Source organism: Limosilactobacillus ingluviei str. Autruche 4 (genome assembly GCF_000312405.1).
Taxonomy (GTDB): Bacteria; Bacillota; Bacilli; order Lactobacillales; family Lactobacillaceae; genus Limosilactobacillus; species Limosilactobacillus ingluviei.
Genome location: NZ_HE997175.1, coordinates 81,563 through 107,427 on the forward strand (window position 1 = coordinate 81,563; position 25,865 = coordinate 107,427).

Genomic DNA, 25,865 nt, shown 5'->3' on the forward strand with positions numbered 1-25,865 from the left:
GCAGAAGCTATGAATATTGTACCACGTTTTCTGACTGGTTAGGCTTGATACTGGCGCAGTGCGGCCGCGAAATCAGTTAAATCGCGATCAAGCCGCAACAGCTGTTGATCTTTGGTGAAGCAATGTTCCGATTCGCCTAGGCAGACAATTTGCCCCTGGCAGGTCATCTGGTAACTGAGGGTCAAACGAATCCGGTCCAGTTGTTTGACTTGGAGGCGAATATCAACTTGATCCCCAAACGTGGTGGGGTGTTTATAGCGGCAGTTGACCGCCACGACGGGCGAAATGATGCCCCGCGCTTCAAATTGGCGGTAGTCCCAGCCGATGGCAGCCAAAAAGCGGGTGCGGGCTGCTTCCATCCACCGGACGTAATTAGAGTGGTGGGTAATCCCCATCCGATCGGTCTCGTAGTATTCGACGGTGTGGGTGTACAATTGCGCGGGGTCATCGATGGTTAATTGGCTGAGGTCAACCTTGGCCAACGCGGCCAGCACGGGACGCGCCGCCGGCAACCAAGCCAAATCGGCCAACGCTTGGGGCGTTCCCCACTTGAACTGATCGTGTGCGTTGGGCGTCAAAGTGGTTTGCCGCAAGCGGGCGTAGAAGACTTGCAGGTGGACTTCCCCCCAAGGGTAGGGATGGACAATGGTGGGCAGGACCCGTTCGCCAATTACGGCCGCGACCCCGAGTTCCTCTTTAATTTCGCGTTGTAAGGTTTCCCGGGGATCTTCACCGGGATGGATTTTGCCGCCGGGGAATTCCCACGCCCCTTCGCCAAGGCGGCCGCTGGCGCGTTGACCGGCTAAGATTTGCCCGTGATTGACGATCACCGCGGCCGCAACGTGGATTTGTTTCATCAGGTATCCCTTCTTTTCTCAATTTTCTTTAATGATAGCAGAAAGGGTGGGGGATGTTAACGGTGCTGGGGCGGCGTAATCCCTTAGTCAGGTTGAGCCGTGGGTCATGAATCATAAAATTAAAAATTTCTAATTAATTAGTTGACGAAGAGCGGGAATCATGGTTTAATAACCACAACTTAATTAAACCTTTCTAATGATTCACTGGAACCCCAGTAGCAAGCGCGTTCCCTGGCCCAGAGAGTCAGCAAAGCTGGAAGCTGACCCACAGCGTGGTTGCGAATTACACTCCAAACCCAAAATGAATCACGCTGGCCTCCGATACGGCCAAGAGGTGCATACACGCATGAAGCTGGGTGGTACCACGGAATCATTTCGTCCCGCGTCTGAATTATCAGGCGCGGGCTTTTTGTTTTGAGGGGGAAGAAAAATGCGGTTAAATTGGTACGGTCGCTTTGGTTATTGTGGGACGGATCCTTATTCTGCCGCGGGGCAAAGTTTGATCACGCACGTTACCAAAGAGGAGATAAACAATGAAAAAATCAATTCGCCGGTCGGAACCGGTCTTTAGCTTATGGGAAAGTTTACTGGTCTTGGCAGGAATTTTAGGCTTGTTGGGCTTTTTAATCATCATCGAACACCAAGAACCCCAAGCGCCATTATTGATCGCCTTTGTGTTGTTAATGGTTTACGGTCGCTTGCGGGGCTTTAGTTGGAATACGATTATGGCTGGGGTCCGGACGGGGCTGCGGGCTGGGGTCGACCCGTTAGTAATTTTCCTAACGATTGGGGTCTTGATTGCGACCTGGATTTTTTCGGGGACGATTCCGACTATCATGTACGTTGGCTTTCAATTGATCTCGGTCAAGTTCTTTTTACCCACGGTCTTTCTGGTTTGTACCCTGGTGGCAATTGCCTGCGGGAGCTCATTTACCAGTGTCTCCACGATGGGGATTGCCTTCATCGGGATTGGGGCAACTTTGCATATCAATCCCGGACTGACGGCCGGGGCGATTGTCTCGGGGGCCTTTTGTGGGGCCAATATTTCGCCTTTGTCCAGTACCACGAATCTGGCGGCGTCTACGGGCCAAATTGACATCTACAAGCACATTAAAGCCCTGCTGTGGACGGACTTGCCAGCGTGGTTTTTGTCGTTAGTCTTCTTTACGATTATGGGATTGAATACGCGGTCGGCCAGTTTGGTGGCGATTGAAAAGATGATGGCGGGATTAAAAGCCGGCTTTTGGATTTCGCCGGTGACCCTGCTGCCGGTCTTGTTATTAGTCGGCCTGGCCTTTTTCAAGGTCCCGGCCTTGCCGTCGTTGGGGTTGGGGGCCTTGTTTGCTACCGCCTTGGGCTGGATGCACCATCCCACGCTGACGATCAATCAAATCAGCGCCTTGATTATGAATGGCTACGTGGCTCACACCCCCAACAAGGTCATTAATGCTTTGCTGTCGAAAGGGGGCATCAGCAGTATGCTGACGTCGGAAGCCTTGATCATCTTTGCCTTGACCTTGGGCGGTTTGCTGATCGAATTTAAGATCATCCGGGTCATTATTGAAAAGGTGGAACAAATCGTCAAGGGGGCTGGCGGCTTAACGGTGGCCACGGCCTTGACGGCAATTGGGGTCAACCTACTGGTGGGTGAACACTACCTGGCGATTATCTTACCCGGGGAATCATTTAAAGAATTCTTTGATCACCACCACTTGCCGCGCCAGTGCATGACCCGGATTCTAAACGATGCGGGGGCGGCCGTTAATGCGATCGTACCGTGGAGTGTGTCCGGGGTCTTTATTGCCACGACCTTGCAGGTCTCCACCCTGGCCTACATTCCCTTTGCCGTCTTCCCGACCTTGGTCACGATCTCGTGTATCATTGCTGGTTTTTCGACCCGGGCCTCGCAGGCCACGAGCCGGGATGAATTGGTCTTTAATTAAGTTTCGGATGAGGATGAGCGGTCTGGTCGGGGCCGCTCTTTTTGGTGGATGCAAAATTAAATTTTGCAAAAATTCTGAGCAGATCATTTTTAGAAAACGTTTTCTTTGGGTAAAATCAATAATTGGTAGGGAGGATAAAGCTTGATTTACCAGTAATTTGCTAAGCGTTAACCAAATTGGACCGTATCAATTTTCAAAAAGGTTGACTTTTTCGCAAAATGCTTTATCATGATAATCGTAAATTGATTCCGATTTACGATGCGTTATATTAAGTCAAACACGTAGTTATTTCTTTACTTAAAAAGGAGTGTAAATTTAATGGCAGTAGATTACGATTCCAAGGCATACTTGGAAAATGTTGATGCTTACTGGCGTGCTGCTAACTACCTTTCAGTAGGTACGCTGTTCCTGATGAACAACCCACTGTTGCGTCGGGACTTGAAGGCAGAAGACGTTAAGCCAAAGCCAATTGGTCACTGGGGGACGATTGTTCCACAAAACTTCATCTACGCTCACTTGAACCGGGTTATCAAGAAGTACGGCGTTAAGATGTTCTACATCGAAGGTTCCGGTCACGGTGGTCAAGTGATGGTTAACAACTCATACCTTGACGGTTCCTACACGGAAATCTACCCAGAAATTACCCAAGACGAAGCCGGGATGGCTAAGCTGTTCAAGCACTTCTCCTTCCCAGGTGGGACTGCTTCTCACGCGGCACCTGAAACGCCAGGTTCACTGCACGAAGGTGGGGAACTGGGTTACGCCCTCTCACACGGGGTGGGTGCGATCTTAGACAACCCAGACCAAATCGCTGCTGTTGAAATCGGGGACGGGGAATTCGAAACTGGCCCACTGGCTGCTTCATGGTTCTCTAACCGGTTCATCAACCCAGTTACTGACGGGGCGGTATTGCCAATCCTGCAAGTTAACGGGTTCAAGATTTCTAACCCAACGATGATCGCCCGGATGAGCGACGAAGAAGTTACGAAGTACTTCGAAGGGTTAGGCTGGAAGCCATACTTTGTATCTGCATACAAGGGCGGCGACTTCGACGCATTGAAGGACCACATGGAAGTTCACGCGGAAATGGCTAAGGTCATGGACGAAGCGATCGAAGAAATCCAAGCAATCCAAAAGAAGGCTCGCGAAGACAACGATGGTTCAATGGCTCAATGGCCAGTTATCATCTTCCGGGTACCAAAGGGCTGGACTGGCCCAACTAAGGACTTGGATGGTAACCCAATCGAAAACTCCTTCCGTGCTCACCAAATTCCAATTCCGGTTGCCCAAGACGCAATGGAACACAAGGACATGTTGGTTGACTGGATGAAGTCCTACAAGCCAGAAGAACTCTTCGACGAAACTGGTTACCCAGTTGACGCCGTACGGGCTAACGTGCCAGCTGCTGAATTACGGATGGCTATCAACCCTGAAACCAACGGTGGGGCAAACCAAAAGGCCCTGCGCATGCCAAACTACCGTGACTTCGCCGTTGAAGTACGCGATGGGAACATGCACCAAGACATGATCGAATGGGGTAAGTACATCGCTAAGATGATGGAACTGAACCCGAACAACTTCCGTGGGTTCGGTCCTGACGAATCCAAGTCCAACCGGCTTTACGCTGCCTTGGATGGTTCCAAGCGGACTTGGACGGCCGATGTTCACGAACCAAACGACGAAGACCTCGCCGTAAACGGTCGGATCATCGACTCACAATTGTCTGAACACCAAGCAGAAGGGTTCTTGGAAGGTTACACCCTGACTGGTCGTCACGGTTACTTTGCTACTTACGAATCCTTCGGTCGGGTAGTTGACTCCATGCTGACGCAACACATGAAGTGGATGCGCAAGGCTAAGGAACAATACTGGCGTAACGATTACCCAGCCTTGACGTTCGTTGATACTTCCACGGTCTTCCAACAAGACCACAACGGTTACACGCACCAAGATCCAGGTCTGTTGACGCACCTTTACGAAAAGGAACGTCCAGACATGATCGGTGAATACTTGCCAGCTGACACCAACACCCTGTTGGCTGTATCTGACAAGATCTTCCGTGAAAAGGAAAAGATCAACGTGCTGGTTACTTCCAAGCACCCACGTCAACAATGGTTCTCCATTGACGAAGCTACTGAATTGGTTGCTAACGGGCTGGGCTACGTTGATTGGGCATCTACGGACCAAGGTGAAGAACCAGATGTTGTCTTTGCTGCTTCTGGTACGGAACCTACTGAAGAAGTCTTCGCTGCAGTTGAACTGCTGCACGACGCCTTCCCAGAACTGAAGATCCGGGTAATCAACGTGGTTGACGTAATGAAGTTGATGACGTTAGACAAGAACCCTGAAGGGATGTCTGACGCTGACTTCGACCGTTACTTCACGGCTGACAAGCCAGTTGTCTTTGCATGGCACGGCTTCCGTGACATGGTTCAAAGCCTCTTCTTCCCACGTCACAACCGCAACGTTCACATCCACAGCTACATCGAAAACGGGGACATCACGACTCCATTCGACATGCGGGTATTGAACGAACTTGACCGTTACCACCTGGCTAAGGATGCAATCTTGAGCGTGGCTGGTTACGAACAAAAGGGTGCGGCCTTCGCCCAAAAGATGGATGACATGGTGGCTAAGCACAACCACTACATCCGGACTTACGGCGATGACATGCCTGAAGTTAAGGACTGGACTTGGAAGGGTCTTAAGTAATAACTACTGACAAACGCGTCATAAATTAAATGAAAAAGGGAATGGTGATGGATGTCGCCATTCCCTTTTTTGCAATCAAAATCATTGTCTTCTGAGACAAAAATGAGTACAATCTAATCAATCATTTAGCGGATCAAGGAGGCGAAAAAATGAAAAAGGGGTTGATTATTGGGGCAACGGGTAATTTGGGGCGCGTGGTGACGCAGACGCTCTTGGGGCGGACGACCGCGCACTTAACCTTGTTTTCGCGCCACGTTGACCGGTGGCGGGTCGTCGAAAAAGACCGGGTCACTTTGGTTAAGGGCGACGTCTTGGATGAGGCGCAATTAAGCCAGGCCATGGCGGGCCAAGACTTTGTCTTCGTAGCGTTGCGGGGTGATTTACCCGCTTATGTCCAAGCCATTTTGTCGGCGATGCAAAAGGCCGGGGTGACGCGGGTGATTTTTATTGCGGCGATGGGGATTTATGATGAGGTGGCGGACGATGCCGCAGCCAATCTGCGGCAAAATGCTGCGTTGGCGCCGTACCGGGCGGCGGCTGATTTGATTGAACGGGCGACTGGCGTCATTTACACGATCATTCGACCAGGGTGGTTTACCCAAGGACCCGTGGCGTATGAATTAACGCGCAAGGGGGAAGCCGTTGGCGGTCATCATGTTTCCATGGCCAGCGTGGCCGATCTAGTCCGGCGCTTGGTCACGGAACCAGAGTTTGGCCACAATGCCAATTTCGGGATCCATACGCCGCTGATAAAAAGATGAGAAAGGCTTGACAAGAACACTGACTTTTTGTAAGATTAAAGGCAATTAAATGAGAGAACGATGAGAGATGAGTATCCCGGTTGAGTTGCGCAGCGAGCTGACGGATGGTGGAAGTCAGTCAAGGAGGCCGGGTGAAGATGGTCTCGACCAATCAAGTACGGGTGAGCAAGTGGTGAGCCCAAGCCGGTGTGACTACCGATACCAGGTCACCCTGTAAGTTTGAGCAGGGAAAGAGGGCCCAGGCGGGCTGAAATTGGGTGGTAACACGCGGCAGCGTCCCTAGAAGTACATTAGTATTTCTAGGGGCGCTTTTTTGCTTGGTGGCATCGTTACTGAATAAGGAGGAACTTTAGATGCGCAGGAAAAAACGACAACGGCGATTGTGGGCCTTAATCATTGCCTTGATTGTCATCCTTGGGGGGCTCGGGGCTTATTTCTATCACCAGGCGACGACCCCGAAAACGACAACGGTTAAATTGGGCTTGGTGGGAACTGATTCGGAACCAGTCTGGAACAATGTGAAGCACCGCTTGGCCAAACAAGGCATTAAGTTGGAATACGTGACCTTTAACGACTATGTTCAACCAGACGTTGCCTTAAAGGATGGCCAGATTGACATGCACTCGTGTTTGACGCGGTACTACTTTGAGGCGTACAACAAGAAGGAAAACGCCCACTTAAAGGCGATTGGCAATACCGTCATTTCCCCATTGGGCCTGTACTCATTGAAGTACCACTCCTTGGCTGCCTTGCCTGATGGGGCGACGATTGCGATTCCTAATGAACCGACGACCCTCGGCCGGGGCTTAAACTTACTACAGTCGGCGGGTCTCTTGAAGGTGAAGGGTGACGCGGGGATCAAGCCCTCGTTAAATGACATTACCAGCAACCCTAAGCACCTGAAGTTTAAGGAAGTCGATCCGGCCACGGCGGCGCGGGCTTTGAAATCGGTCGATGCGTCGATCATTAACGGGAATTACGCGGAAGCCGCTAAGTTGAATCCTAAGCAGCAGGCCATTTACTTGGAACCGGTGAACAAGTCAACCAAACCGTACGTTAACATTATTGCGGTGCGAGAAAAGGACCAGGATAACCCGGTCTACCAAAAGATTGTCAAAGCCTACCAAACGGAGGCAACCAAGCGAGCAATCGAAAAAACTTACCACGGCTACCAAGTGGCGGCGTGGCCAAAGTTTGGGCGCAACTAAGGGTTTTTAGCGGGAGCAACAATTTTTTAAGCAATGCTAATTTGAAAGGCAGGTTATCAAGATGAGTTTAGAAACGGCGATTTTTGCGGGTGGTTGTTTTTGGTGCATGGTCCAACCCTTCGATACCTATCCCGGGATTGAAAAGGTTGAATCTGGTTATACGGGCGGTCACGTGCCCAACCCAACCTATGAAGAAGTTTGCACCGGCACGACTGGTCATACCGAAGCGGTGCGGATTACCTTTGATCCCGCCCAAGTTTCCTACCAGGAATTAGTCGAAATTTACTGGCACCAAACGGACCCGACCGATGCCAGCGGCCAATTTCAAGACCGGGGGGATAATTACCGGCCGGTGATTTTTGTCAAGGACGAAGAGCAACGGCGGATTGCCCAAGCTTCCAAGGCGGCCTTACAGGCCAGCGGCGAGTTTGGTGATGATCCCATCGTTACCCAAATTGAAGACGCTCAACCGTTTTATGTGGCCGAAGATTATCACCAGGACTTTTATAAGAAGAATCCGGAACGCTTCGCCTTAGAAGAAGCTGGTGGCCGGGCCCAATTCATCGCCCAGCACTGGGGGCAATGATCAAGCTAAATAAGCAACAAAAAAACAGTGACGCCCGGACGTCACTGTTTTTTGTTGCGTTAAATGCGGACGGTTAAGACATCGCACGGAGCAAAGCGTTGCACATAGGCGGTAACCGAGCCGACAAGGACCCGTTCCAAGGCGGTCAAACCGGTCCGCCCCATGACGATTAAGTCGGGTTGGTGATCCAAGGGGAAGTCTTTGGCAATGACTTGCTTGGGATTACCAAAACGGACGTGAATGTCCACGGACTTTACGCCGGCTTGTAAGGCTTCTTCCTTTAAATCGCGCAGGCGGGCCGTGACCAATTGGACCAAATCAAAGGTTTGGTCTTCACTTAACGCGAGAATATCGGCGTAACCATCCGCCAGTTGGTTGACCTGGGCGACATTTAAAATATCAAGGTGGGCATCATTTAACCGGGCGACTTGAATCGCGGTCTCCATGACCTTGGGGGTCGCTTTAGAGCCGTCAATTGGGACTAAGATTCGTTTGTAGGAATTACTGAGCATGATAATTTCCTCCCCTGTTTTGCTACCTTTATTATAGCAAAATTGTACATTCGGCGGTGAGTCTAGTAGAATGAGAAAAAAACGAAAATAAAGGACGGAGAAAAGTGAAGACAAACGAAAATACGCTGAAGGTGATCGGTGCGGCGACGCTGGCGGGGCTGGCCACGATCATCGTTGAGCTGTTTATGTACCACCAGGTCGGGGTGAGTTTAACCAGTGGGACCGTCTGGGGACGGATCGCCTTTATGGTGGTTTTGGTGGGGCTCATTATTGGCTTGGCCCTGGCCGACTGGCGCTTTGATGGCTACGTTACGATTGTCGGCATGTTGCTGTGTGCCTTGGCCAATTTTGGCGGTTTCAGCCAGGTCACTGACCGCTTGAGCCCGGGGGGCCTGGCGATCCAATTGATAGCGATCGGCGGCTTTTTAGCTAGCTTGGCTGGTGTTTGGTACGGGATTATCCAACGCAAGAATTATACCGCGCGGAAATTAAAGGAACGATTGAAATGAAGTTAACGAAGGATCAATATTTAGCACAACTAGAAACCCATCTGCAAAGTCAACAGGAAGCCACCACGGGCGCCAAAGTCCAACAGCCTGCGACTTTAAAGCGGGGGCTGAGTTTTGTTTTGGACCAGCTCAACAGTGGCTACTTAGGCCAGTACGAGTGGATCGTGCGCTTGCGCAAGGGGACGCCGGTCAGCATTCGCTTAGAAATGAATCTGATCAACGTGCCGGTTAAGGATGCCGCCCGCTTGGATGGCAAGCTGTTGGAAAACGAGCCCACCTACGGCGTCAACTTATACATGGTCGCGGAAGGCGACGAGCTGAATAAGTCCGGTCTGCGAATTGATGTATTGGCGGATGAGGCGCAATTAGCGACCGCCAGTCCGGCAACTTTGGTGAAGGGCTTGCAAGAGTGGGTCGCCGCGCAATTAGCGCAAACGATGGAAAATCGCACGGCGGAATAATTTTAAGCGAAAGGTGGGGAGGAGATAACTGTTAATAAAAATGTCGAATAATGTTGAATAACCTTCCCGAATGTCTATGAGAAAGACAAAATGTGGCATGAGTATTCGGGGACTAGCTAACAGAAATTTATCATCGTCATGCCAGCGAAAAACTTGCTAAACAAAATGAACAGTGAGATGATTAAAGCGTTAACAATGCGATTTCTTGATCGTTTTGTTAGATCTTTATCGCTCACACGTATCTAAGTTGGCTGTTTGAGAGGTGGGGACGGTGATGTTGCGCACGCAAAAGGTGAAGTTATATCCAAACCAAACGATGAAAAAGGTGCTCGATGATTTATGCGATTACCGGCGCTACTGTTGGAATCAAGGGCTGGCCCTTTGGAATGACATGTATGATGCTTCAGTGATTCTTGCTGATAAGAAGCAGCGGCCCAACGAACGCAAGGTTCGGGATGAATTGGTTGCTAATAAGGCCGACTGGCAGTATCAACTGTCGGCGCGGTGTCTGCAGTTGGCGATTTCTGATCTGGGTAAAGCGTGGCAGAACTTTTTTGACCGGGCCCAACCGGATTGGGGCAAGCCGCACTTCAAGTCGAAAAAAGCCCCCCGCCAGGGCTTTAAGACCGACCGGGCCAAGCTGGTCAATGGTCGCTTACGGCTCGACAAACCGCTCGGTGTTAAGACGCCGTGGTTTGATATCAAATTCAAAGGGGCCCGCAATTTGACTGGTGAGTTAAAGGTGGTTTCGATTTACCGGGAAAACGGTCAGTACTGGGCGAGTCTGCCCTTTGAAGTTATGGTGCCGGAAAAAACGAAAACCGGGGTCAAGACAGCGGTTGATGTTAATGTTGGCCATTTTGATTACACCGCTGGTCGGATTAATACCTTGCCTGGTCACTTGCAAAAAATCTACAAGCGAATCAAGCATTACCAACGTCAATTAGCTCGCAAGCGCAAGGTCAACGGCAAACAAGCCATCCAAAGCAAAAATTACGCCAAAATGAGAGCCAAGTTGCAGCGTGATTACCGCCGGGTGGCAAATGTCCAGCACGACTTGATGCAAAAATTCACGACCCAATTGGTCAGCAATTACGATCAGATCGTGATTGAGGACTTAGCGGTTAAAAAGATGCAAATGAGTCACGTTGCTTCGAAAGGCTTACATCGGTCGCTGTTTGGGTATTTTCGCCAGGTTCTGACCTACAAATGTGCTTGGTACGGGAAAGCCTTGCTTGTAGCGGATCGTTTCTACCCGAGTACCCAACGCTGTTCCGTTTGTGGCCATATCAAGCAAGGTGATGATAAGGTCACCTTAGCTGGTAATCACAAGTATCACACGAAGCATGATGAATATATCTGTTATCAGTGCGGCGCGACGTTGGACCGCGATGCAAATGCGGTCGCTAATTTATTAGCTTTGCTTTAAGTTGGAATGGAGCCGGGCTATTGGCTCTGGGGAAGTAACTTCCCCTGGATGTCATTCTAGTCAGTCCCTGTCGTTGACCTCAAGTTGGGTGAGCGGGAATACTGGCGTTTTAACGATGATGAATAAAATCTAAGAAAGGAAAACTATATTCTTTCTAACAGCATAAAAGAGTTACTCTTCTATGTTGTTCTACATTTTATATAGCAGAAAGTGTTTTACGCACCGTTCTGTCAAGTTACCCCTGAATAAAATTCGGGGGCTTGTAGACTTCACCCATCAGCTCATCGCTAAATGAGTTACTAGCTACAATTTACCTAGATAGGGCCAGCGTAACAACATCTCAGATAATAAATTATCTTCTGGTCGGAGCACTGCTCGGCTGGCTGGTCTTAGGTGAAACGTTGCAGGCGGGTTTCTTTTGCGGGACCGGCTTGTTGGCGGTGGGAATTTGGTACCAGTTGCGGGCGTAGAACTTTACCATGCGCCCAAAATATGTTAAATTAAACGTTGCGATGAGCTGAGAGGTTTGGTTGTCACCCAAATGGCAACCCCGCATTCGCGGTAAAACTCTCGTGGGGCCCATAACCTGCCGGATTGCAGGGGGCTCGGGGTGAAACGTAGTGGACGACGTTTCACCCCTGCGATCAAAAATTGATCAAGACACTGCACCCAAACCAGCACCAGCTGGGGCGGGTGCTTTTTTAGTTTTGTTTAAAGCTCCGGGCTAAGGACCGTTTTCCCCCGAATTGCGGGTATAATAAAAATATGAACTTTCGTAAAGGGGTGGCCAAAAATGAAGATTTTAGTGGTCGATGATGACAAAGAAATTGTGCAACTTTTGGAAATCTACGTTAAAAATGAAGGCTACGAACCCGTGGCAGCCTACAATGGCAAAGAAGCTTTGACCAAGCTTAATACGACGCCCGACATTGGCTTGGTGATCTTGGACTTGATGATGCCGGAGATGGACGGGATGGAAGTAATCAAGCAATTACGCAAGGACTCAGCCATTCCGGTGTTGATCTTATCAGCTAAGACCGCGGACATGGATAAGATTCAAGGCCTGATTTCCGGGGCCGATGACTACGTGACCAAGCCGTTTAATCCGCTCGAAGTAATGGCGCGGGTCAAGTCGTTGTTGCGGCGGAGCGAAGGAACGGTCACCAACGACCAGCCGGACGTGTTAAACGTCGGGCCACTGCAAATCAACAAGGATTCCCACGAAGTCAAGACTTTAAAGGGGGACTTGATCCAACTGACGGCTCTAGAATTTGGCATCTTGTATTTGCTGGCCAGTCATCCCAACCGCGTTTTTTCGGCGGATGATATTTTCGAACGGGTCTGGCAACAAGAAAGCGTCGTGTCAGCCAAGACGGTGATGGTTCACGTGAGCCATCTGCGGGATAAGATCGAAGCGGCAACCGGGGGCGAAAAGGTGATTGAAACCGTTTGGGGCGTTGGCTATAAGGTTGCGGCGCACTAGCCTAGGCAGAAAGGAAGACCATGTTGAAACTAACGGGGCGCGAAAAAAGCGCGCTTTTTTTTGAAGGCGTCGTGACGGTGGCCCTCCTGATCTTGATTAACGTGGCGGTAATTGGGATCATTCAGGGGGTCATTCAGTCAAATCCGGGGCTGGCCAGTGGGATTTTTATCATTAAGCAGTCACTGTGGTTTGGGCCTTACCATACCCAAATTTGGTCCTATCAGCGGATCGTGATCGGCCTGTTGATGCTGTTAGACGGTTGGGTTGTCTGGTGGCGACTCAAGCGGCGCTATCACCAATACCAAATGGATCACATCATTGCCGAGTTGCACTACATTGCCCAAGGCCACTTGGATCACCGGATTCCTTTTCGCTTGAAGGGGAGTGAGCAACACGTAATCACCAGTGTCAATGCCCTGGTCGACAGTGCCGTCCAGTCGATGAATGATGAACGCCAGATTGAAAAATCCAAGGATGAATTGATTACCAACGTCAGTCACGACTTACGCACGCCGTTGACCTCCATTATCGGCTACTTGCGGTTGATTGAAGATAAGCAGTACCATTCTGAAGAAGACATCGTTAAATATTCCCATATTGCCTACGAGAAGGCCAAACAAATGAAAACCCTGGTGGATGACCTGTTTGAATACACTAAGGTGCAACAACACGGGGCGCCGGTGAATATGATGACCGTGGATCTTTCCCAGTTGTTGGAGCAAGTCAGTGCCAGCTTTGAGTTGGAAGGACAAAAGCGGGGGATTGAGGTTAGCTCGGCAACGCAGCCGACCCCGCTCTTGGTGGATGCGGATCCCGAAAAGTTGGGCCGGGTTTTTAGCAATCTGGTCGCCAATGCCCTAAAGTACGGCAATGGTGCCAGTTATATCAAAATTGATGCCCGTCAGGTCGGTGCGTCAGTAGTGATCGAAGTTGCCAATGATGGGACCCAGATTCCGGCCGCGTCCTTGGGGCATTTATTTGAGCGGTTTTACCGGGTCGAATCCTCGCGTTCCAAAGATACTGGCGGGACCGGCCTGGGCTTGGCGATCGTCAAAAGTATCGTGGACTTGCACCACGGGGAAGTCGAAGTGACGTCCACACCGCAGGTGACGACCTTTACGGTCATTTTGCCGTTGCACCAAACGGCCGTTGCTGCGCAAGTGTGAGCAAAGTTCGCCGCGAATTGTGTTTGAAGATATTCACCGAAAATTAAATATGTTACCATAGAAGGTGAGCGGTAAAAAGGTTACCGCAATCTGACGACTTCAACATAATTTGGAGGAATATCTTCTTGCAACAGAAAGCACATCAATTCAATCCAGGGAACCAGCGGTGGCTGGAGGTCTTGGGGATCTCGATGCCCCTGTGTTTGAGTTACCTGCCAATCGGGGTCGCGTGTGGGATTTTGCTGCACGCGGCGGGGATGAACTTTGTCCTTACCTTTTTAATCTCGATTATGGTGTTCTCTGGTGGGGCCCAATTTATCCTGGCCTCGTTGTTGGTAATTGACGCCCCAATCAGTACGATTTTTATGACCCTGTTCTTCCTAGAATTGCGGTATGCCTTGCTGGGGTCCAGCCTTTCCAAGTACTTCCGGTCCTCAAGCCAGAAGTTTGTCCTCTTGTTTTCAGCGTCAATGAACGATGAAAACTACGCGGTTAACTATCTGAAGTTTGCGACCGATAAGAAGTGGACTCCCCAAGATGCGTTAATGGTGGAGCACTATTCGCTGATTTCTTGGGCGAGTGGGAACCTGATTGGGGGCTTAATCGGCAGTACGGTCACGATTGATTTAGAAATCGTTGATTTTGCGTTAACGGCCTTATTCATTTACATGATCGTGATGCAGATGCGGAGTCACTTGAGTTTGATTATTTGCTTGACCTCAACGGCCCTCTCCTTGTTCTTCTTAACGTTAACCAAGAGCACCCTGGGGATCATTATTGCCACTTTGATTGCCTCTTTGATTGGGTTTGCCATTGAAGATTGGGTCCGCAAGCACAGCAAGGATCCGAAGAACGCGTGGGTCTTAAAGCGGCTCTTTAGGCCGGCGATGACCCGGCATACCGTCGAGGATCGGCAAATGTTGAGTGAAAAAAAGGCCCAACAGGCCGCCCAAGTAGAAGCAGCAAATGATAGTGGAGAAGAGTAATGGATACGTTTGTGACTAATTTAGCGGTGGCGTCGCTTGTCCCCAGCCATCATAATACGGTCTACCATTTGATTGTGATTGTGGTGGCCGCGGTGGCCGCCTTTTTACCCCGGTATTTCCCCATGCGGTTCTTTACGAACCGGAAGATTCCGGAGTGGTTTAATGAATGGATGAAGTACGTGCCCGTCAGCCTGTTTACGGCGCTGGTGGTCAAGGCCCTCTTTTTGGACGGTAAGTACCAGTACTTCTTTGATCAGGTCAATGCCCTGGGGACGAATGTAACGGTCTTTGGCCATGCCAGCTATTTGATTGCGGCGGTCTTAGTGGCAATTGTGGCCTACTTTACCCGCTCGATGCTGTCATCGGTGGTGGTCGGCTTGGTGGCCGTCTGGTTGTTAACCTTTGTGCTTTAAAAATTAATGAATGAACCAGCAAAAGCGGCTGACGAGCGTGGTGAAGGCTCGTCAGCCGCTTTTTAAAGTCCAGTAAGGAAAGCTTAGGGGCGAAGTTGCCGGCGCAGCCAGCAGTGACTAAGGACTGCGAAGAGACCAAGGCTCCCCAGGGCCCAGGCCAGGTGACTGATCCGGTTCCCGGTTTGTGGCAAGCGGACTGCGCTTGCCGGGGTCAGGGTGCGGCTTGGCTGCTGCCCAGTGGTAAGGGCAGCCGGTTTGCGGGCAAGGGTTTCCCCTTGCGTTTCGGTTTGGCTTCCAGTCACATTTGGCTTAGTGGCAATTCGCTCAGGCTGCTGGGCTGCGGTGGCCAACTGATCCGTGAGAGTTGGGGTCGGTTGTTCGCTAACTGCAATGGCCGGCTCGTGATCAGCTGGTTGGCTTGCTTGACCGGTTGACACCAGGTCATTGCTTGACTTTGGTCCCGTGGTGGCCGGTTGATCCACTGGGGTGGCAATTTGCGGTTCGTCAGGGGTGGTTCCAGGCTGTTCTGCGGCCGGTTGGCTAGGTTCGGTTTGTGTTTGCGCCTGCTTTGTGTCGGTTACGGTTTGGTCAGCAGGGGTGGCTGGTGGTTGAGGCTCCTCGCTGGTTGTGGGTTGATCAGCGTCACTGCTTACCTGTTGGTCCAGCAACTTGAATTGGTGGTGGTCTTCAAAGAGCTTTCCGACCGCCAGCAAGGTCTGGTCGCTGCCCTTGGCGCCTTGCAGTTGAATCCCGAGGGGTAAGTTGGCCGCAGAAAGGTAGGTTGGCAGACTGAGGGCCGGTTCCCCGGCCAAGTTAGCCAACTGGGTAAACGGGGTCTTGGTTAACCCGTGGAGCCAAGCATCGTAGATTAATTGCATCTGTTGATCAAACGGCAGGTCACCGCTGGCCTTTAATTTTTCCACGTCAGCCGGCAGAAAGGCCGGATCTGCGTTTAAAGGTGCTACGACGGCGGTAGTAGGAGTTAAGTAGAGCGGATATTCTTGGTGAAACGCATCCATCGCTTGCTTGACTAAGGCCAATTCACCTTTAAAGGCAGCCCCAACGGTCTGAGGGGCTTTTTTGCTGGCTTCGTACAGGGCGTAGGTCATCGGACTGATGACGTGATTGGTAACATCATCAGCCGTTAGATTGCGGTGCAAGAAGTGATTGGCCAGGTAGTTGGCGGTGGAACCATTGGACAAGGCGCCTAAGAAGTAGGCTTGCATCAGCTGCACGCCATCAACCGGAGCCGGGTGTTCTTCGACCTGGAAACCCTGCTGGCGCAAAAAGGCCACCGCCTGTAAGACGGCTGCTTTAGCGTCCGGGCTGACTGGCGTCCCGACCGGTGAAGTGGTGGAATAAGCAATCTTTAATTGGGTTAAATCTTGCGGGACTGGCTGTAACATGTCCCGGTGGGCAGGATTCATTAAGCCAGTGAGAAGGGCTTGAGTGTCAGCAATACTGCGGGTTTCGGCAAAGTTAACCACTGATGGGGTGGTCGAATCCCCAAGAATCAGGCCCTGCGTTGGTTTGAGGCCGATAACCCCGGACCATGAAGCGGGGATGCGCAAGGAACCGCCGGCATCGTTCCCGGTGGCTAAACTGACCCACCCCGCCGCGACGGCGGCTGCCGAACCCCCAGAGGAACCGCCCGGATTCCGGGTGGCGTCCCAAGGGTTGCCGGCATTCCCGTTTAAGTTAGACTGGGTTACGTTAATCAAGCCCAGTTCTGGGAAGTTGGTTTCGCCGAGGATGATGAAGCCCATTTTTTGTAATTGTTGGACGAAGTTTTTGGTGTAGGTGTACTTATTATCGGCTTCAAAGGTTAACCCGTTGGTCCCCGGGTAGCCCTTCATCGCTTGGCCCAAGCCCTTGATCAGAATTGGGACCCCAGCGAAGGGGGCGTTGGGGTCAACTGCTTTCACCTGGGCGGCCGCCCCAGTCGGATCAGTATAGATGACGTCGTTGAGGGCGGGATTTTCCGTCTTAATTTGCTGGAAGGCTTGCTCAACTAGTTCCTGAGCGCTCACCTGACCGGTTTTGATCATGGCGGCCATTTCCGTGGCGGATTTGCCCTGGGTCAGGGCCTTGAGTTCAGCGGGCGTGTGCGTTGGAGCTTGCGGTGCCGGGCTTGGGTCCTTTGGTGGGGGTGTTTGATCAGTTGGCGAAGTTGACGTTGGGGTCGGTGTTTCACTTGAATCATTGAGAGCGGTGCTTGCCGTTGCGGCCGGGGCCGACGTTGTTTCCGTTACCGCTGGGGCGGTGGCATTCGCCGTGGCAGCGTGGGCGGCCAGCGGAAAACCGCTGAGGGCGCTGGCCACCAGGAGGGCGGCTAAGGCTTCTGCGGATAATTTACGAATTCGGTGATTGTGCATAATAAGTCTCCCATAAATAGTCATTTTTAGCTTAATTATACTATTTTAGAAAGCGTTTTCAATCACCTGATCAGGATTTTTTGCCGGTGGAATGGTGCAGGAACTCACGAGCAGAGGCGTTAATTGCCAGCCGGGGGATAAAGAAAGCCCCGGTCCTTGCGCAGTTTTGCACGTGCGTGAGAACCGGGGGGAAAATTATTTGTTTTGGCGCCGGTGCCAGAGGGTCTTGAGGTTCCGGGTCAAGTTCTGGGTAAAGGTTAGGGCGCGGACGACGTGGTTCGGATCGATATGGTTGGTCATCGCCTTTAGGACCCGCTTGGGTTCGCGGGCGGCAAAGATAAAGCTGCCGTTGCGTTTGGTTTGGATCTTGAAGCGGGGGATCCATTTGCCGCCAAACAGAAGTGAAGCCACCACCAAGTCAATTTCATCCCACGGAATTTGGACGAAGTTTTGGACGTTGCGGTCTTCGTAAAATTCGAACCCCTCGTCGCCAATCATGATCTGACCGTAGGCGCTAAAAGTGGTAAAGTAAGTCCCCTTGGCGATTAATTCGGCTTTTTTGTTCAATGATTCAACCATAAAATCTTCCTCTCTGACTGAAATATGTATAAACGCCAGTCCTTCCCAATGAAGTACTGGCGCATTAATGATTAAGGAATCAGCTTAGCCGAGCAAGCCGATGACCCGACCGATAATCCCGACCACAAAGAGGCCTAAGATGATTACGATTGGGGAAACCTTCTTCTTCAACAGCCACATGCACAACAGCGTCAGCAGCAAGGCCGCTAAGCCTGGAATCAGGGAGTCAAGGTTGTCTTGCAAGGTCGTGACCTTGTATTCCGTTAAGGACATCCCTTTGCCCATGTTCCATTGTTCCAGGACGGTCTTGATGGCAGTAGGGTTGTTAGGCAGCTTGTCCCAGTCGATGTAAGCCCCAGAAGATTGCTTGATCCGGGAAACTTCGGGGGTGAACTTGATGGTAACCCACCGTTCGATTAAGGTCCCTAAGACAAACATCCCCATCATTGCGGCCCCCCGGGTGACCTTTTGCAGCAAGCCCCCGGATACGTCGTCGGTAATCTTGGTCCCAGTTCGGTAACCAAATTCTTGGGTGTACCACATAAAGGCAATCCGTAAGATGTTCCACAAAACGAAGAACAGGATTGGACCAAGGATGTTCCCAGAGATGGCCAAAGAAGCCCCTAACCCAGCGATAATTGGCCGCGCCGTAAACCAGAAGACGGGGTCACCAACCCCAGCCAATGGGCCCATCATCCCAACTTTAACCCCGGACATCGTGGCGGCGTCAATCGGCGTCCCGTTGGCATTGTCTTCTTCCAAGGCCAAGCTGACCCCCAGAATTGGCGAGGCAATGTAAGGGTGGGTGTTAAAGAATTCCAGGTGGCGCTTTAAAGCCGCTGCCCGGTCTTCTTTCGTCTTGTACAATTTCTTGATGGCGGGAATCAAAGCGAAGGCGTAGCCCCCGTTTTGCATCCGTTCGTAGTTCCAAGAACCTTGGAGGAACGTTGAACGCCAGCAGACACTCCAACGGTCCCGCTTTGTTAACGTAATTTTCTTTTCAGCCATTAGTCTTTGCCTCCAAATTCTAGTAATCGTTTAAGATATCACCGAGCGGATCACCGCTACCGCCGTTGCCGCCGTTACCACCGTTCCCGGCCTTACTTTCCAAGTCCAGGTAAATCAGGGTGAAGGCCAAACCTAAGGCCCCGATGGCGATCAGCGTCAATTGCGTAACAGCGGCGAGGACAAACCCGATGGCAAAGAATGGCCAAACTTCCCGGTTGGCGATCATGTTGATAACCATGGCGTAACCAACGGCCACAACCATCCCACCACCGATGGTCATCCCTTCGTTTAACCAAGCTGGCATCGCGCTTAAAGCGGCCCGCACTTGGTCAGCTGGAATGATTAACAGCGCAACGGCTGGCAAAGCAATCCGCAGCCCTTGTAAGCAGATGGCAACGATTTGCCACATGTCAATGGCCCGCAGGTTCCCTTTGGCAGCTTCCTTATCCATGATGTGAATAATTGCAACTGAGATCGTCCGAACAATCATGGTTAAGAATAATCCCGCTACGGCCAGGGGAATGGCAATCGCCGTCGCCGTCCCCATGCTCTTGGTAGCGGCCCCACTTTGAACAAAAATAATAGCAGAAGCGACCGAAGCCAAGGCAGCGTCTGGGGCGACGGCTGCCCCGATGTTAGCCCACCCCAGGGCAATCATTTGCAGTGAACCACCGAGAATTACACAGGGAATCAGGTGGCCGGTAACTAAACCGATCAGCGTACATGCAACCAGGGGTTGGTGGAATTGAAATTCATCCAAGATCCCTTCCATCCCGGCTAAGAACGCTACAATCACAACTAAAATCATTGAAATCGCAGACATAATAATCTCCTTTAGTTCTTTTGCTGGTCAATCAGCGTTTGCGCCTTCTTCAACAGTTCATCCATGTTTTCTTTCCCACTGGATGGGACCTTTTGGACGTTGAAGGTGACGCCTAATTGCTTCAGTTCCTTGAACGTATCGACGTCGTTTTGGTCCATGGCCAAGACTTGGTTGACGTTGACCTTCCCGTCACTATAAGCCATCGAACCAACGTTGAGTTCCTTGATGTCGACCCCACCCTTGATGGCAGCGAGGGCATCTTGCGGCGTTTCAAACAGCAGCATGGCCTTGGTATTCCCAAAGCGGGGATCCTTGGCCACTTCGATCATCTTCTTGATCGGCACCGTGTTAGCGTGTACCCCGGACGGAGCGGCCTGCGCGATCATGTTCTTGCGCAGCTTGTCCTTGGCCACATTGTCAGAAACCACGATGATGCGGTTGGGATTAGTGGCCTTAGTCCACCCGGTGGCAACTTGCCCGTGCAAGAGTCGGGTGTCGATCCGAGCTAAGACGTACTTGATCTTACCGTCGCCGATGACCGTGCCTTCAGGAATCGCCCCTTGCGGAGCCGCTGGTTGGGCGGCTGCTTGTGAGGTCGCTTCTTCTTGAGGCATCAATTCTTCTGGCAAGGTCTTGATCCCTTCTTTAGCCGTTTCGACGATGTGGGTCGCAATTTCCCGGGCCGTGTTCATGGAGAAACGGGAAGCATAGGCTTCGATGACCATTGGCAAGTTCATCCCAGAAACAATTGCCCAGGAGTCCTTGTGTTGGTCAAAGAGGTCGCTGGCTTGGTTGAACGGCGTCCCGCCCCACAGGTCAACTAAGAATAAGACCTGGTCCTGATCTTCTAAGGTACTGACGGCATCTTCCATCTTCTTGTGAATGTCTTCAGGCCCTTCATCAGGCTTTAAGATAACGTGTGCCACATTGGGTTGTTCGCCAAAGATCATTTCCCCGGACTGGAAAATCCCATCGGCGAAGGCCCCATGACTGGCTAAAACAATTCCTACCATGTTGTCCTCCTTAATGAGAATGGATAGCGTATCCTTTTCGTGATGGAAGCGAATACATTAGGTAGTATACCATATTTGTTAAACGATGGACTGGAATTTGGATAAAAAACCGCAAAACAAGGGAATTAATGCAGGGAAATTAAAAAAATCATCGGCAAATGGTCAGCTTTTGAATTTTTGAAAACGAAAAAAATCTCGCTAAACCAAATTTTAGTTCGTTGGTTTAGCGAGATGCAATGCGACGGCGTTATTCCGCTAGGTATACCTGTTCGTCAATCAAGTCAAAGCTCTTTAGACCGGCATTTACCGGTGCTAGAGCAGCGGGTTGGCTTAATTGGGCCAGGTGCCAAAATTTCGGCGAATTGGTGGCCCCGTCGCGTTCACCGATGACTAAAAGGCGAACATCCGGGAAGCGTTTTCGCAACAATTCCAGCACTTGATAATCGTTTTCATCTTTATCCGGAGCCCAGGACATGAGGACGTAGTCGACCTGGTCCCCATATTTTTCGATGGCGGCCAGGGCATCAAGGGCTTCAATGGTCGTGACCGGGTGCTTGCCGGTTTCGTTTTCCTTAACCCAGGCTTGGCTGTCCGTAGTGAAAATCGTTTGCAGGGGATTGTGATCCCGCAAACCTTTGGACAGGTAGCCGTTGCCAGCCATGATTTCTAACACCGGCGCCCCAGCTAAATAGTCACTGAGGGCACTGATAAACGAAGTGTTGGTGTAAGACCACATCCCGTACGTCGTCTCTAAGTAATCGCGAAAGTTGCGTAAGAGTCGGTCTAACTTGGGTAAAGCATTGGAATATTGTTCCCACAAGCGGTCGCCTTGCCGATCCCCCCGTGGGTATTGGGCGTTGACGGCGGTAAAAATTTGATCTTGAATGTCATCAGGGAGCAACAATTTGGGCAGGGCCTGGGGGATCAACCCGCGCTTTAAGAGCCGGTCAGCCTCTAAAACGTTATTCACCAAATACTTAATGACCGGGAATGGATCAAACAGTTCCCCATACTGGGTCAGTTGCGCGATATAAGGCGCTGGGCGGTGCTTTTTAACGCGTTGTTTTAGCTTTTTGAGTTGTTTTTTCTTCATAACTTACTTAAATTTGAGGTTCAATTCTTCTTGTTGACTTTGGGTCGGTTCACTTTCCCGCCGGTTGTCTTTACCTTTGAGGTAGCCGTCAATTAATTGGAAGATTTCGTAGCGATCTTCACTGGACAAAATCGTATTGTTAAACCGTAAGTCGCGACTGGAAAAGAAAAGTTTCGCCAGATCGTAATCGTTCCGGTCTGATTTCCCGGTCAAGTAGTCGAGACTAACGTCAAAAAATTCGGCCAATTTGCGGGCTTCCACATACGACGGGGTCCGAATGCCCCGTTCCCAATTGCCGATTTGCGAGGCCGTGTTGGGTTTTTCATTCGGCCCTAAGTTTTGATTTAATTCCGTGGCCAGCGCCTTCAGGGTAATTTTTTGCCCGCGGCGCAAGGCCCGTAGTCGTTCTGGGAACATCATCCTCACATCCTTTACCAATTCATTTTAACATTTTTCACCACGGAGCGTGGCAAATCGCGTCGATTTCCCAAATGTGGTAAACTAACTAAGATTTTGAGAGAAAAGAGTGTAGTTGTTTATGAATAAGACAGATAAAAAGAAACGTTCGTGGTGGCGCTGGGGGCTGGCGCTAGTGGGAATGCTGCTCGTAGCTTGGGGGGCCGCGGGGGCCTACTTTTTCCACGTGGCGATGGTGCCGAGCCATAAATCCTTTGTCAGCAACCCTACGACGGTGATTAAAAAGAGCGATCCGCTCTACCAACAAAAGCGTTGGTTTCAGCAAGCGACTAAGCAAAAGTGGACGATGACGGCGGCCGACGGAAAAACCCGCTTGGTGGCGGCTTACCTCCCGGCGGCGCAGCCAACGACGAAAAGTGTGATTATCTTACATGGCTTTATGCAAAATAAGGAAAGCATGGGGGCCTACGCGGCGCTGTTTCACCAGTTAGGCTACAACGTTTTGTTACCGGACGCACGGGCGCATGGGCAAAGCCAGGGCCACTACATTGGTTATGGTTGGCCGGAACGCTACGACGTCCGTAAGTGGGCCAAGCGACTGATTCGCGACCATGGCCCGAAAAGTCAAATTGTGATTTTTGGGGTCAGCATGGGTGGCGCCACGACGATGATGACCAGTGGGTTGCAACTGCCAGCTCAAGTCAAGGCGCTGGTCGCGGACTGCGGCTACAGCAGCTTGCAAGCAGAATTGGATTATCAAGCGGGTCATTTGTATCACTTGCCAATGTTAGTTCGAATTCCGGTTGAAGGGGCCTTAAGTGTGATCAACCGGGTGGCCAATGGCTTCTTTACCCAAAGCGCCTCCAGCACGCGGGCCCTTCATCACAATCACCGGCCCTTACTATTGATCCACGGGGCCGCTGATGATTTCGTGCCAACTAAGATGGTGTGGCAAAATTACCGGGCCACCCAGGGACCTAAACAAATTTGGGTCGTCCCGCACGCGGGCCATGCCAAAGCCTATGCGACGAGCCCGGCAGCTTACCGGGCCCACTTGCAAGCCTTCTTAGCTCGTTACGTAAAATAATTTCCCGGGAAATAAGGAACTTAAAACGGGACGCTCCTACCAGGTTGGTGGAGCGTCCCGTTTGCTTAGTTGGATTGCATGTAGACCAATTCATCAATCGAAATGTGTTCGTTGAGGGCTTTGGCCAGATCGGCGTTAATGTCACCCGCTGCGAGGGCTTGTTGAATGAAACTATGTTCATCCTGGAAGGCGCTGACGAAGAGCTGGTGCATTACCTCTTGGTCCAAGCGCTGTTGGCGACTGAGGGCCCGAATCCGGTTGAGGTAAAGCCGACGGACCATTGCCACTTCATTGACATTCGTTGACGTTTGAACCTGGTTTAAGTGGTTGTTGACCGCCCAAGTGGTCCGCGCCAAGAGATTCCGTATTTCTTTTTGGACGGCATCGGTGGCGGTCGTCACTTGGACTTGGCGCAACTTGTGGCGAATGCGGCGCCACTTCCACCGGTGATAAAAGGTCCGGATAAAGGAACGGAGGCCATGGTTGGTGTGGTTGACTACGCTTTGGGTGATCAAGTGCTGATAGAAATCAAGTAAGAACTGATCGATCTGCCCTTCCTGGCTGAGTTCATCAATCAGTTGCATTTCAACCTCATGGCAGTCAGCCAAGATTTTTTGGTAGGTGGCGGAGTTCACTTGGTAGGTTAAGGTCATTTGCGAGCTGAGTTGGTCAATGACCGCGGCGCGTTCCCGGGGGTGAGCAGCGGCTTCTTCAATTCGCCCAATCGCCGTTTGGACGGCGGCAATCAAACCATTGGCAAATTCCGTCGCCGTGTAGGTATTGCGCTTAGGGGGCAACAGTTTAGGAAAGAGCAGGGCCCCGTTGATGATACTGATTAAAATCACTAAAGCAGCAATCAAGATCATCGTGTTGCGCAGGGCCAGGGGCCGACCGTTGATGAGGGTCGGAATGGAAAAGGCCATTGCCAGGGTAATCGTCCCGTGAATCCCTCCCAGGGCTAAGACGAGGGCATTCTTGCGCTGATCTTCGGTGGACCCTTTAAGATCGACAAAGTTCAGCCGCGCCCATAAGTAGCGAATCCCCGTGGTGATCAGGTAGAGGAAGATGGCGATCAAGGTCAGGTTACCCAGGCTTTGGGGGGTCGTAGCGCCTAATGCTTCGGGGAGACTTAACCCCAAAAAGACGAAGACGATCCCGTTTAAGGTATCACTGAGGATTTGCCACAGGGTGGTCGTAGCAATTTGGACCTTGGCCGACGTTAAGCGCAACCGGTCGTTGAGCAGACTGTGCATGATCCCAGCGGCTACCACAGCCAAGATTCCCGAGCAGTGGAGTTCTTCGGCCAACCAGTAGACGATGACCGGCGTCATGACGTTCAAGGGAATGACAATTTGACCGATGTCGACGTTGGTCCGCATCAAAAAGAGGCGCAGTTCAATCATTAGCCAGCCGGCCAGGGCCCCGAAAATAATCCCGCCTAAGAAGACGTACAGGAAGGTGGTTAAACCATGGACTAAGGAAAATTGTCCCGAGGCCAAGGTTGACGCGGCCAGGCTAAACAGGACCAAGCCGGAAGCGTCGTTAAACAACGATTCGTGCTCTAAGGTCCGGTGGACGTTGGCAGGCATCGCGACGCCAGTGGTTAGCGATTTGACGGCAACCGCATCCGTTGGGGTAATGATGGCCGCCAGCATGAAGGCCAATGGTAAAGAGAAGGCCGCGACGGCGAAGTGCAGGCCAATCCCGGCGACCAAGACGGTAAAGATCGCCAGGTAAACGGTCATGGAAATAATTTGCTTCACGTTGCGCGAAATCGCCCGGAAGGAGGCGTTTTGGCCATCATTAAACAAGAGGGGGGCAATAATTAAGAGCAGGAAGGTTTCCGGCTCCAGGGTAAAGGTCGAGATACTTGGCCACAGAGCCAAAAAAATCCCGACGAAAATTTGGTAAAAGGCCAGCGGAAGGCGGGGAAAAAAGAGGTGGGCAATATTGGCAATGACCACCGCGACAATCAGGGTCAAGACCCCAAAAATGGTTGACATTAAAATCCTCCTTATAGTAATTATGTACGAAAAACGGTCGGGAACTTCCCGGCCGTTTTGGTTAACGATCCAATAAAACAATAATCCCCATCACGATATTGTAGAGCCAAAAGAGCAGGCCAGCGAATAATAAGAGCCCTAATAAGAGCAGCCAGAGCCAAGCGACTTGCCCAAAGCCCTGGTCACCAACGGCCAAACCGGTACCGGCAATGATGATAATGACAGCAATGCCCAATAAAGTTGGCAATAATTGCGACCAAAAGGCCCGCTTCGCGTGGTAAGCAATCGCAAGGTTGGGCTGCTGGATGTGGGTGGCTGCCAGCCAGGCAATTAACGGGAACAGCACCGGCATAAACAGGATGCTGAAGTAGCTCAAGCAGGCCAACAATTTCGTGGGGGTGTCCATGATAACAGGTTGGTTCTTCATTGGCGCCTCCAAAA

At 51.2% G+C, this 25,865-nt stretch carries 24 protein-coding genes and 1 pseudogene; 13 read left to right on the forward strand and 12 right to left on the reverse strand.

Annotated elements, in window-relative coordinates; all coding sequences use genetic code 11:
- Window positions 1-38 precede the first annotated feature (38 nt).
- Window positions 39-434, reverse strand: a complete 396-nt coding sequence (locus BN54_RS10595) for a YbgC/FadM family acyl-CoA thioesterase (RefSeq protein ID WP_040470091.1) — start codon at window positions 432-434, stop codon at window positions 39-41.
- A 60-nt stretch (window positions 435-494) separates the two neighbouring features.
- Window positions 495-857: pseudogene (locus BN54_RS10600) on the reverse strand ((deoxy)nucleoside triphosphate pyrophosphohydrolase); the annotation flags it as partial.
- 533 nt (window positions 858-1,390) lie between these two features.
- On the opposite strand from BN54_RS10600, the gene BN54_RS07710 reads away from it, so the two are divergent.
- The 5 genes from BN54_RS07710 (at window position 1,391) to msrA (ending at window position 8,067) form a co-directional block, all read left to right on the forward strand.
- Entirely contained in the window at window positions 1,391-2,800 is a 1,410-nt protein-coding gene (locus BN54_RS07710; RefSeq protein ID WP_019206610.1) for a Na+/H+ antiporter NhaC family protein, read from the forward strand.
- Window positions 2,801-3,118: 318 nt separating this feature from the next.
- A complete protein-coding gene (locus tag BN54_RS07715) occupies window positions 3,119-5,512 on the forward strand; it encodes a phosphoketolase family protein (RefSeq protein ID WP_019206611.1) in 2,394 nt (797 codons plus the stop codon).
- Window positions 5,513-5,661: 149 nt separating this feature from the next.
- Window positions 5,662-6,273: an NAD(P)H-binding protein gene (locus tag BN54_RS07720; RefSeq protein ID WP_019206612.1), complete on the forward strand. Its 612-nt coding sequence runs from the start codon at window positions 5,662-5,664 to the stop codon at window positions 6,271-6,273.
- Window positions 6,274-6,626: 353 nt separating this feature from the next.
- The gene (locus tag BN54_RS07725; RefSeq protein ID WP_019206613.1) at window positions 6,627-7,481 is read left to right on the forward strand and encodes a MetQ/NlpA family ABC transporter substrate-binding protein; all 855 of its coding nucleotides are present in this window, start codon (window positions 6,627-6,629) and stop codon (window positions 7,479-7,481) included.
- 61 nt (window positions 7,482-7,542) lie between these two features.
- On the forward strand, window positions 7,543-8,067 hold the full coding sequence (msrA, locus tag BN54_RS07730; RefSeq protein ID WP_019206614.1) for a peptide-methionine (S)-S-oxide reductase MsrA: 525 nt from the start codon (window positions 7,543-7,545) through the stop codon (window positions 8,065-8,067).
- 59 nt (window positions 8,068-8,126) lie between these two features.
- Here the strand turns inward: msrA and BN54_RS07735 are convergent, their stop codons facing one another.
- Window positions 8,127-8,579, reverse strand: coding sequence for a universal stress protein (locus tag BN54_RS07735; protein ID WP_019206615.1), 453 nt, complete (start codon window positions 8,577-8,579; stop codon window positions 8,127-8,129).
- Between the two features lie 104 nt (window positions 8,580-8,683).
- On the opposite strand from BN54_RS07735, the gene BN54_RS07740 reads away from it, so the two are divergent.
- From BN54_RS07740 to BN54_RS07770, 7 genes are all read left to right on the forward strand, one after another.
- Window positions 8,684-9,088: a hypothetical protein gene (locus tag BN54_RS07740; protein WP_019206616.1), complete on the forward strand. Its 405-nt coding sequence runs from the start codon at window positions 8,684-8,686 to the stop codon at window positions 9,086-9,088.
- Entirely contained in the window at window positions 9,085-9,549 is a 465-nt protein-coding gene (locus BN54_RS07745) for a hypothetical protein (RefSeq protein WP_019206617.1), read from the forward strand. Before BN54_RS07740 ends, BN54_RS07745 begins: the two co-directional genes overlap by 4 nt.
- Before the next feature lie 274 nt (window positions 9,550-9,823).
- Complete coding sequence (locus BN54_RS07750; RefSeq protein ID WP_019206618.1) at window positions 9,824-10,978, forward strand: RNA-guided endonuclease InsQ/TnpB family protein; 1,155 nt, start codon at window positions 9,824-9,826, stop codon at window positions 10,976-10,978.
- Between the two features lie 793 nt (window positions 10,979-11,771).
- The gene (gene croR, locus BN54_RS07755; RefSeq protein WP_019206619.1) at window positions 11,772-12,461 is read left to right on the forward strand and encodes a response regulator transcription factor CroR; all 690 of its coding nucleotides are present in this window, start codon (window positions 11,772-11,774) and stop codon (window positions 12,459-12,461) included.
- A gap of 23 nt (window positions 12,462-12,484) precedes the next feature.
- Window positions 12,485-13,627, forward strand: coding sequence for a sensor histidine kinase (locus BN54_RS07760; protein WP_040470095.1), 1,143 nt, complete (start codon window positions 12,485-12,487; stop codon window positions 13,625-13,627).
- A 191-nt stretch (window positions 13,628-13,818) separates the two neighbouring features.
- A complete protein-coding gene (locus BN54_RS07765) occupies window positions 13,819-14,613 on the forward strand; it encodes an AzlC family ABC transporter permease (protein ID WP_081583837.1) in 795 nt (264 codons plus the stop codon).
- The gene (locus tag BN54_RS07770; RefSeq protein ID WP_019206622.1) at window positions 14,613-15,026 is read left to right on the forward strand and encodes an AzlD domain-containing protein; all 414 of its coding nucleotides are present in this window, start codon (window positions 14,613-14,615) and stop codon (window positions 15,024-15,026) included. Before BN54_RS07765 ends, BN54_RS07770 begins: the two co-directional genes overlap by 1 nt.
- 83 nt (window positions 15,027-15,109) lie before the next feature.
- Here BN54_RS07770 and BN54_RS10605 read toward each other — a convergent pair whose 3' ends face one another.
- From BN54_RS10605 to BN54_RS07805, 7 genes are all read right to left on the reverse strand, one after another.
- Entirely contained in the window at window positions 15,110-17,401 is a 2,292-nt protein-coding gene (locus BN54_RS10605) for an amidase family protein (protein ID WP_019206623.1), read from the reverse strand.
- A 195-nt stretch (window positions 17,402-17,596) separates the two neighbouring features.
- Window positions 17,597-17,980: a DUF956 family protein gene (locus tag BN54_RS07780; protein WP_019206624.1), complete on the reverse strand. Its 384-nt coding sequence runs from the start codon at window positions 17,978-17,980 to the stop codon at window positions 17,597-17,599.
- 84 nt (window positions 17,981-18,064) lie between these two features.
- A complete protein-coding gene (locus BN54_RS07785; protein ID WP_019206625.1) occupies window positions 18,065-18,988 on the reverse strand; it encodes a PTS system mannose/fructose/sorbose family transporter subunit IID in 924 nt (307 codons plus the stop codon).
- Window positions 18,989-19,007: 19 nt separating this feature from the next.
- Entirely contained in the window at window positions 19,008-19,811 is an 804-nt protein-coding gene (locus tag BN54_RS07790; protein ID WP_019206626.1) for a PTS mannose/fructose/sorbose transporter subunit IIC, read from the reverse strand.
- A gap of 11 nt (window positions 19,812-19,822) precedes the next feature.
- The gene (locus BN54_RS07795; RefSeq protein ID WP_019206627.1) at window positions 19,823-20,824 is read right to left on the reverse strand and encodes a PTS sugar transporter subunit IIB; all 1,002 of its coding nucleotides are present in this window, start codon (window positions 20,822-20,824) and stop codon (window positions 19,823-19,825) included.
- A gap of 247 nt (window positions 20,825-21,071) precedes the next feature.
- Window positions 21,072-21,917 (reverse strand): hypothetical protein, encoded by an 846-nt coding sequence (locus BN54_RS07800; protein ID WP_019206628.1) that lies wholly within the window; start codon window positions 21,915-21,917, stop codon window positions 21,072-21,074.
- A 3-nt stretch (window positions 21,918-21,920) separates the two neighbouring features.
- The gene (locus BN54_RS07805; RefSeq protein ID WP_040470099.1) at window positions 21,921-22,334 is read right to left on the reverse strand and encodes a helix-turn-helix domain-containing protein; all 414 of its coding nucleotides are present in this window, start codon (window positions 22,332-22,334) and stop codon (window positions 21,921-21,923) included.
- 121 nt (window positions 22,335-22,455) lie between these two features.
- On the opposite strand from BN54_RS07805, the gene BN54_RS07810 reads away from it, so the two are divergent.
- On the forward strand, window positions 22,456-23,421 hold the full coding sequence (locus BN54_RS07810) for an alpha/beta hydrolase (RefSeq protein ID WP_040470074.1): 966 nt from the start codon (window positions 22,456-22,458) through the stop codon (window positions 23,419-23,421).
- A gap of 65 nt (window positions 23,422-23,486) precedes the next feature.
- Here BN54_RS07810 and BN54_RS07815 read toward each other — a convergent pair whose 3' ends face one another.
- On the reverse strand, window positions 23,487-25,424 hold the full coding sequence (locus tag BN54_RS07815) for a cation:proton antiporter (protein WP_019206631.1): 1,938 nt from the start codon (window positions 25,422-25,424) through the stop codon (window positions 23,487-23,489).
- A 61-nt stretch (window positions 25,425-25,485) separates the two neighbouring features.
- On the reverse strand, window positions 25,486-25,851 hold the full coding sequence (locus BN54_RS07820; protein WP_019206632.1) for a hypothetical protein: 366 nt from the start codon (window positions 25,849-25,851) through the stop codon (window positions 25,486-25,488).
- Window positions 25,852-25,865 lie beyond the last annotated feature (14 nt).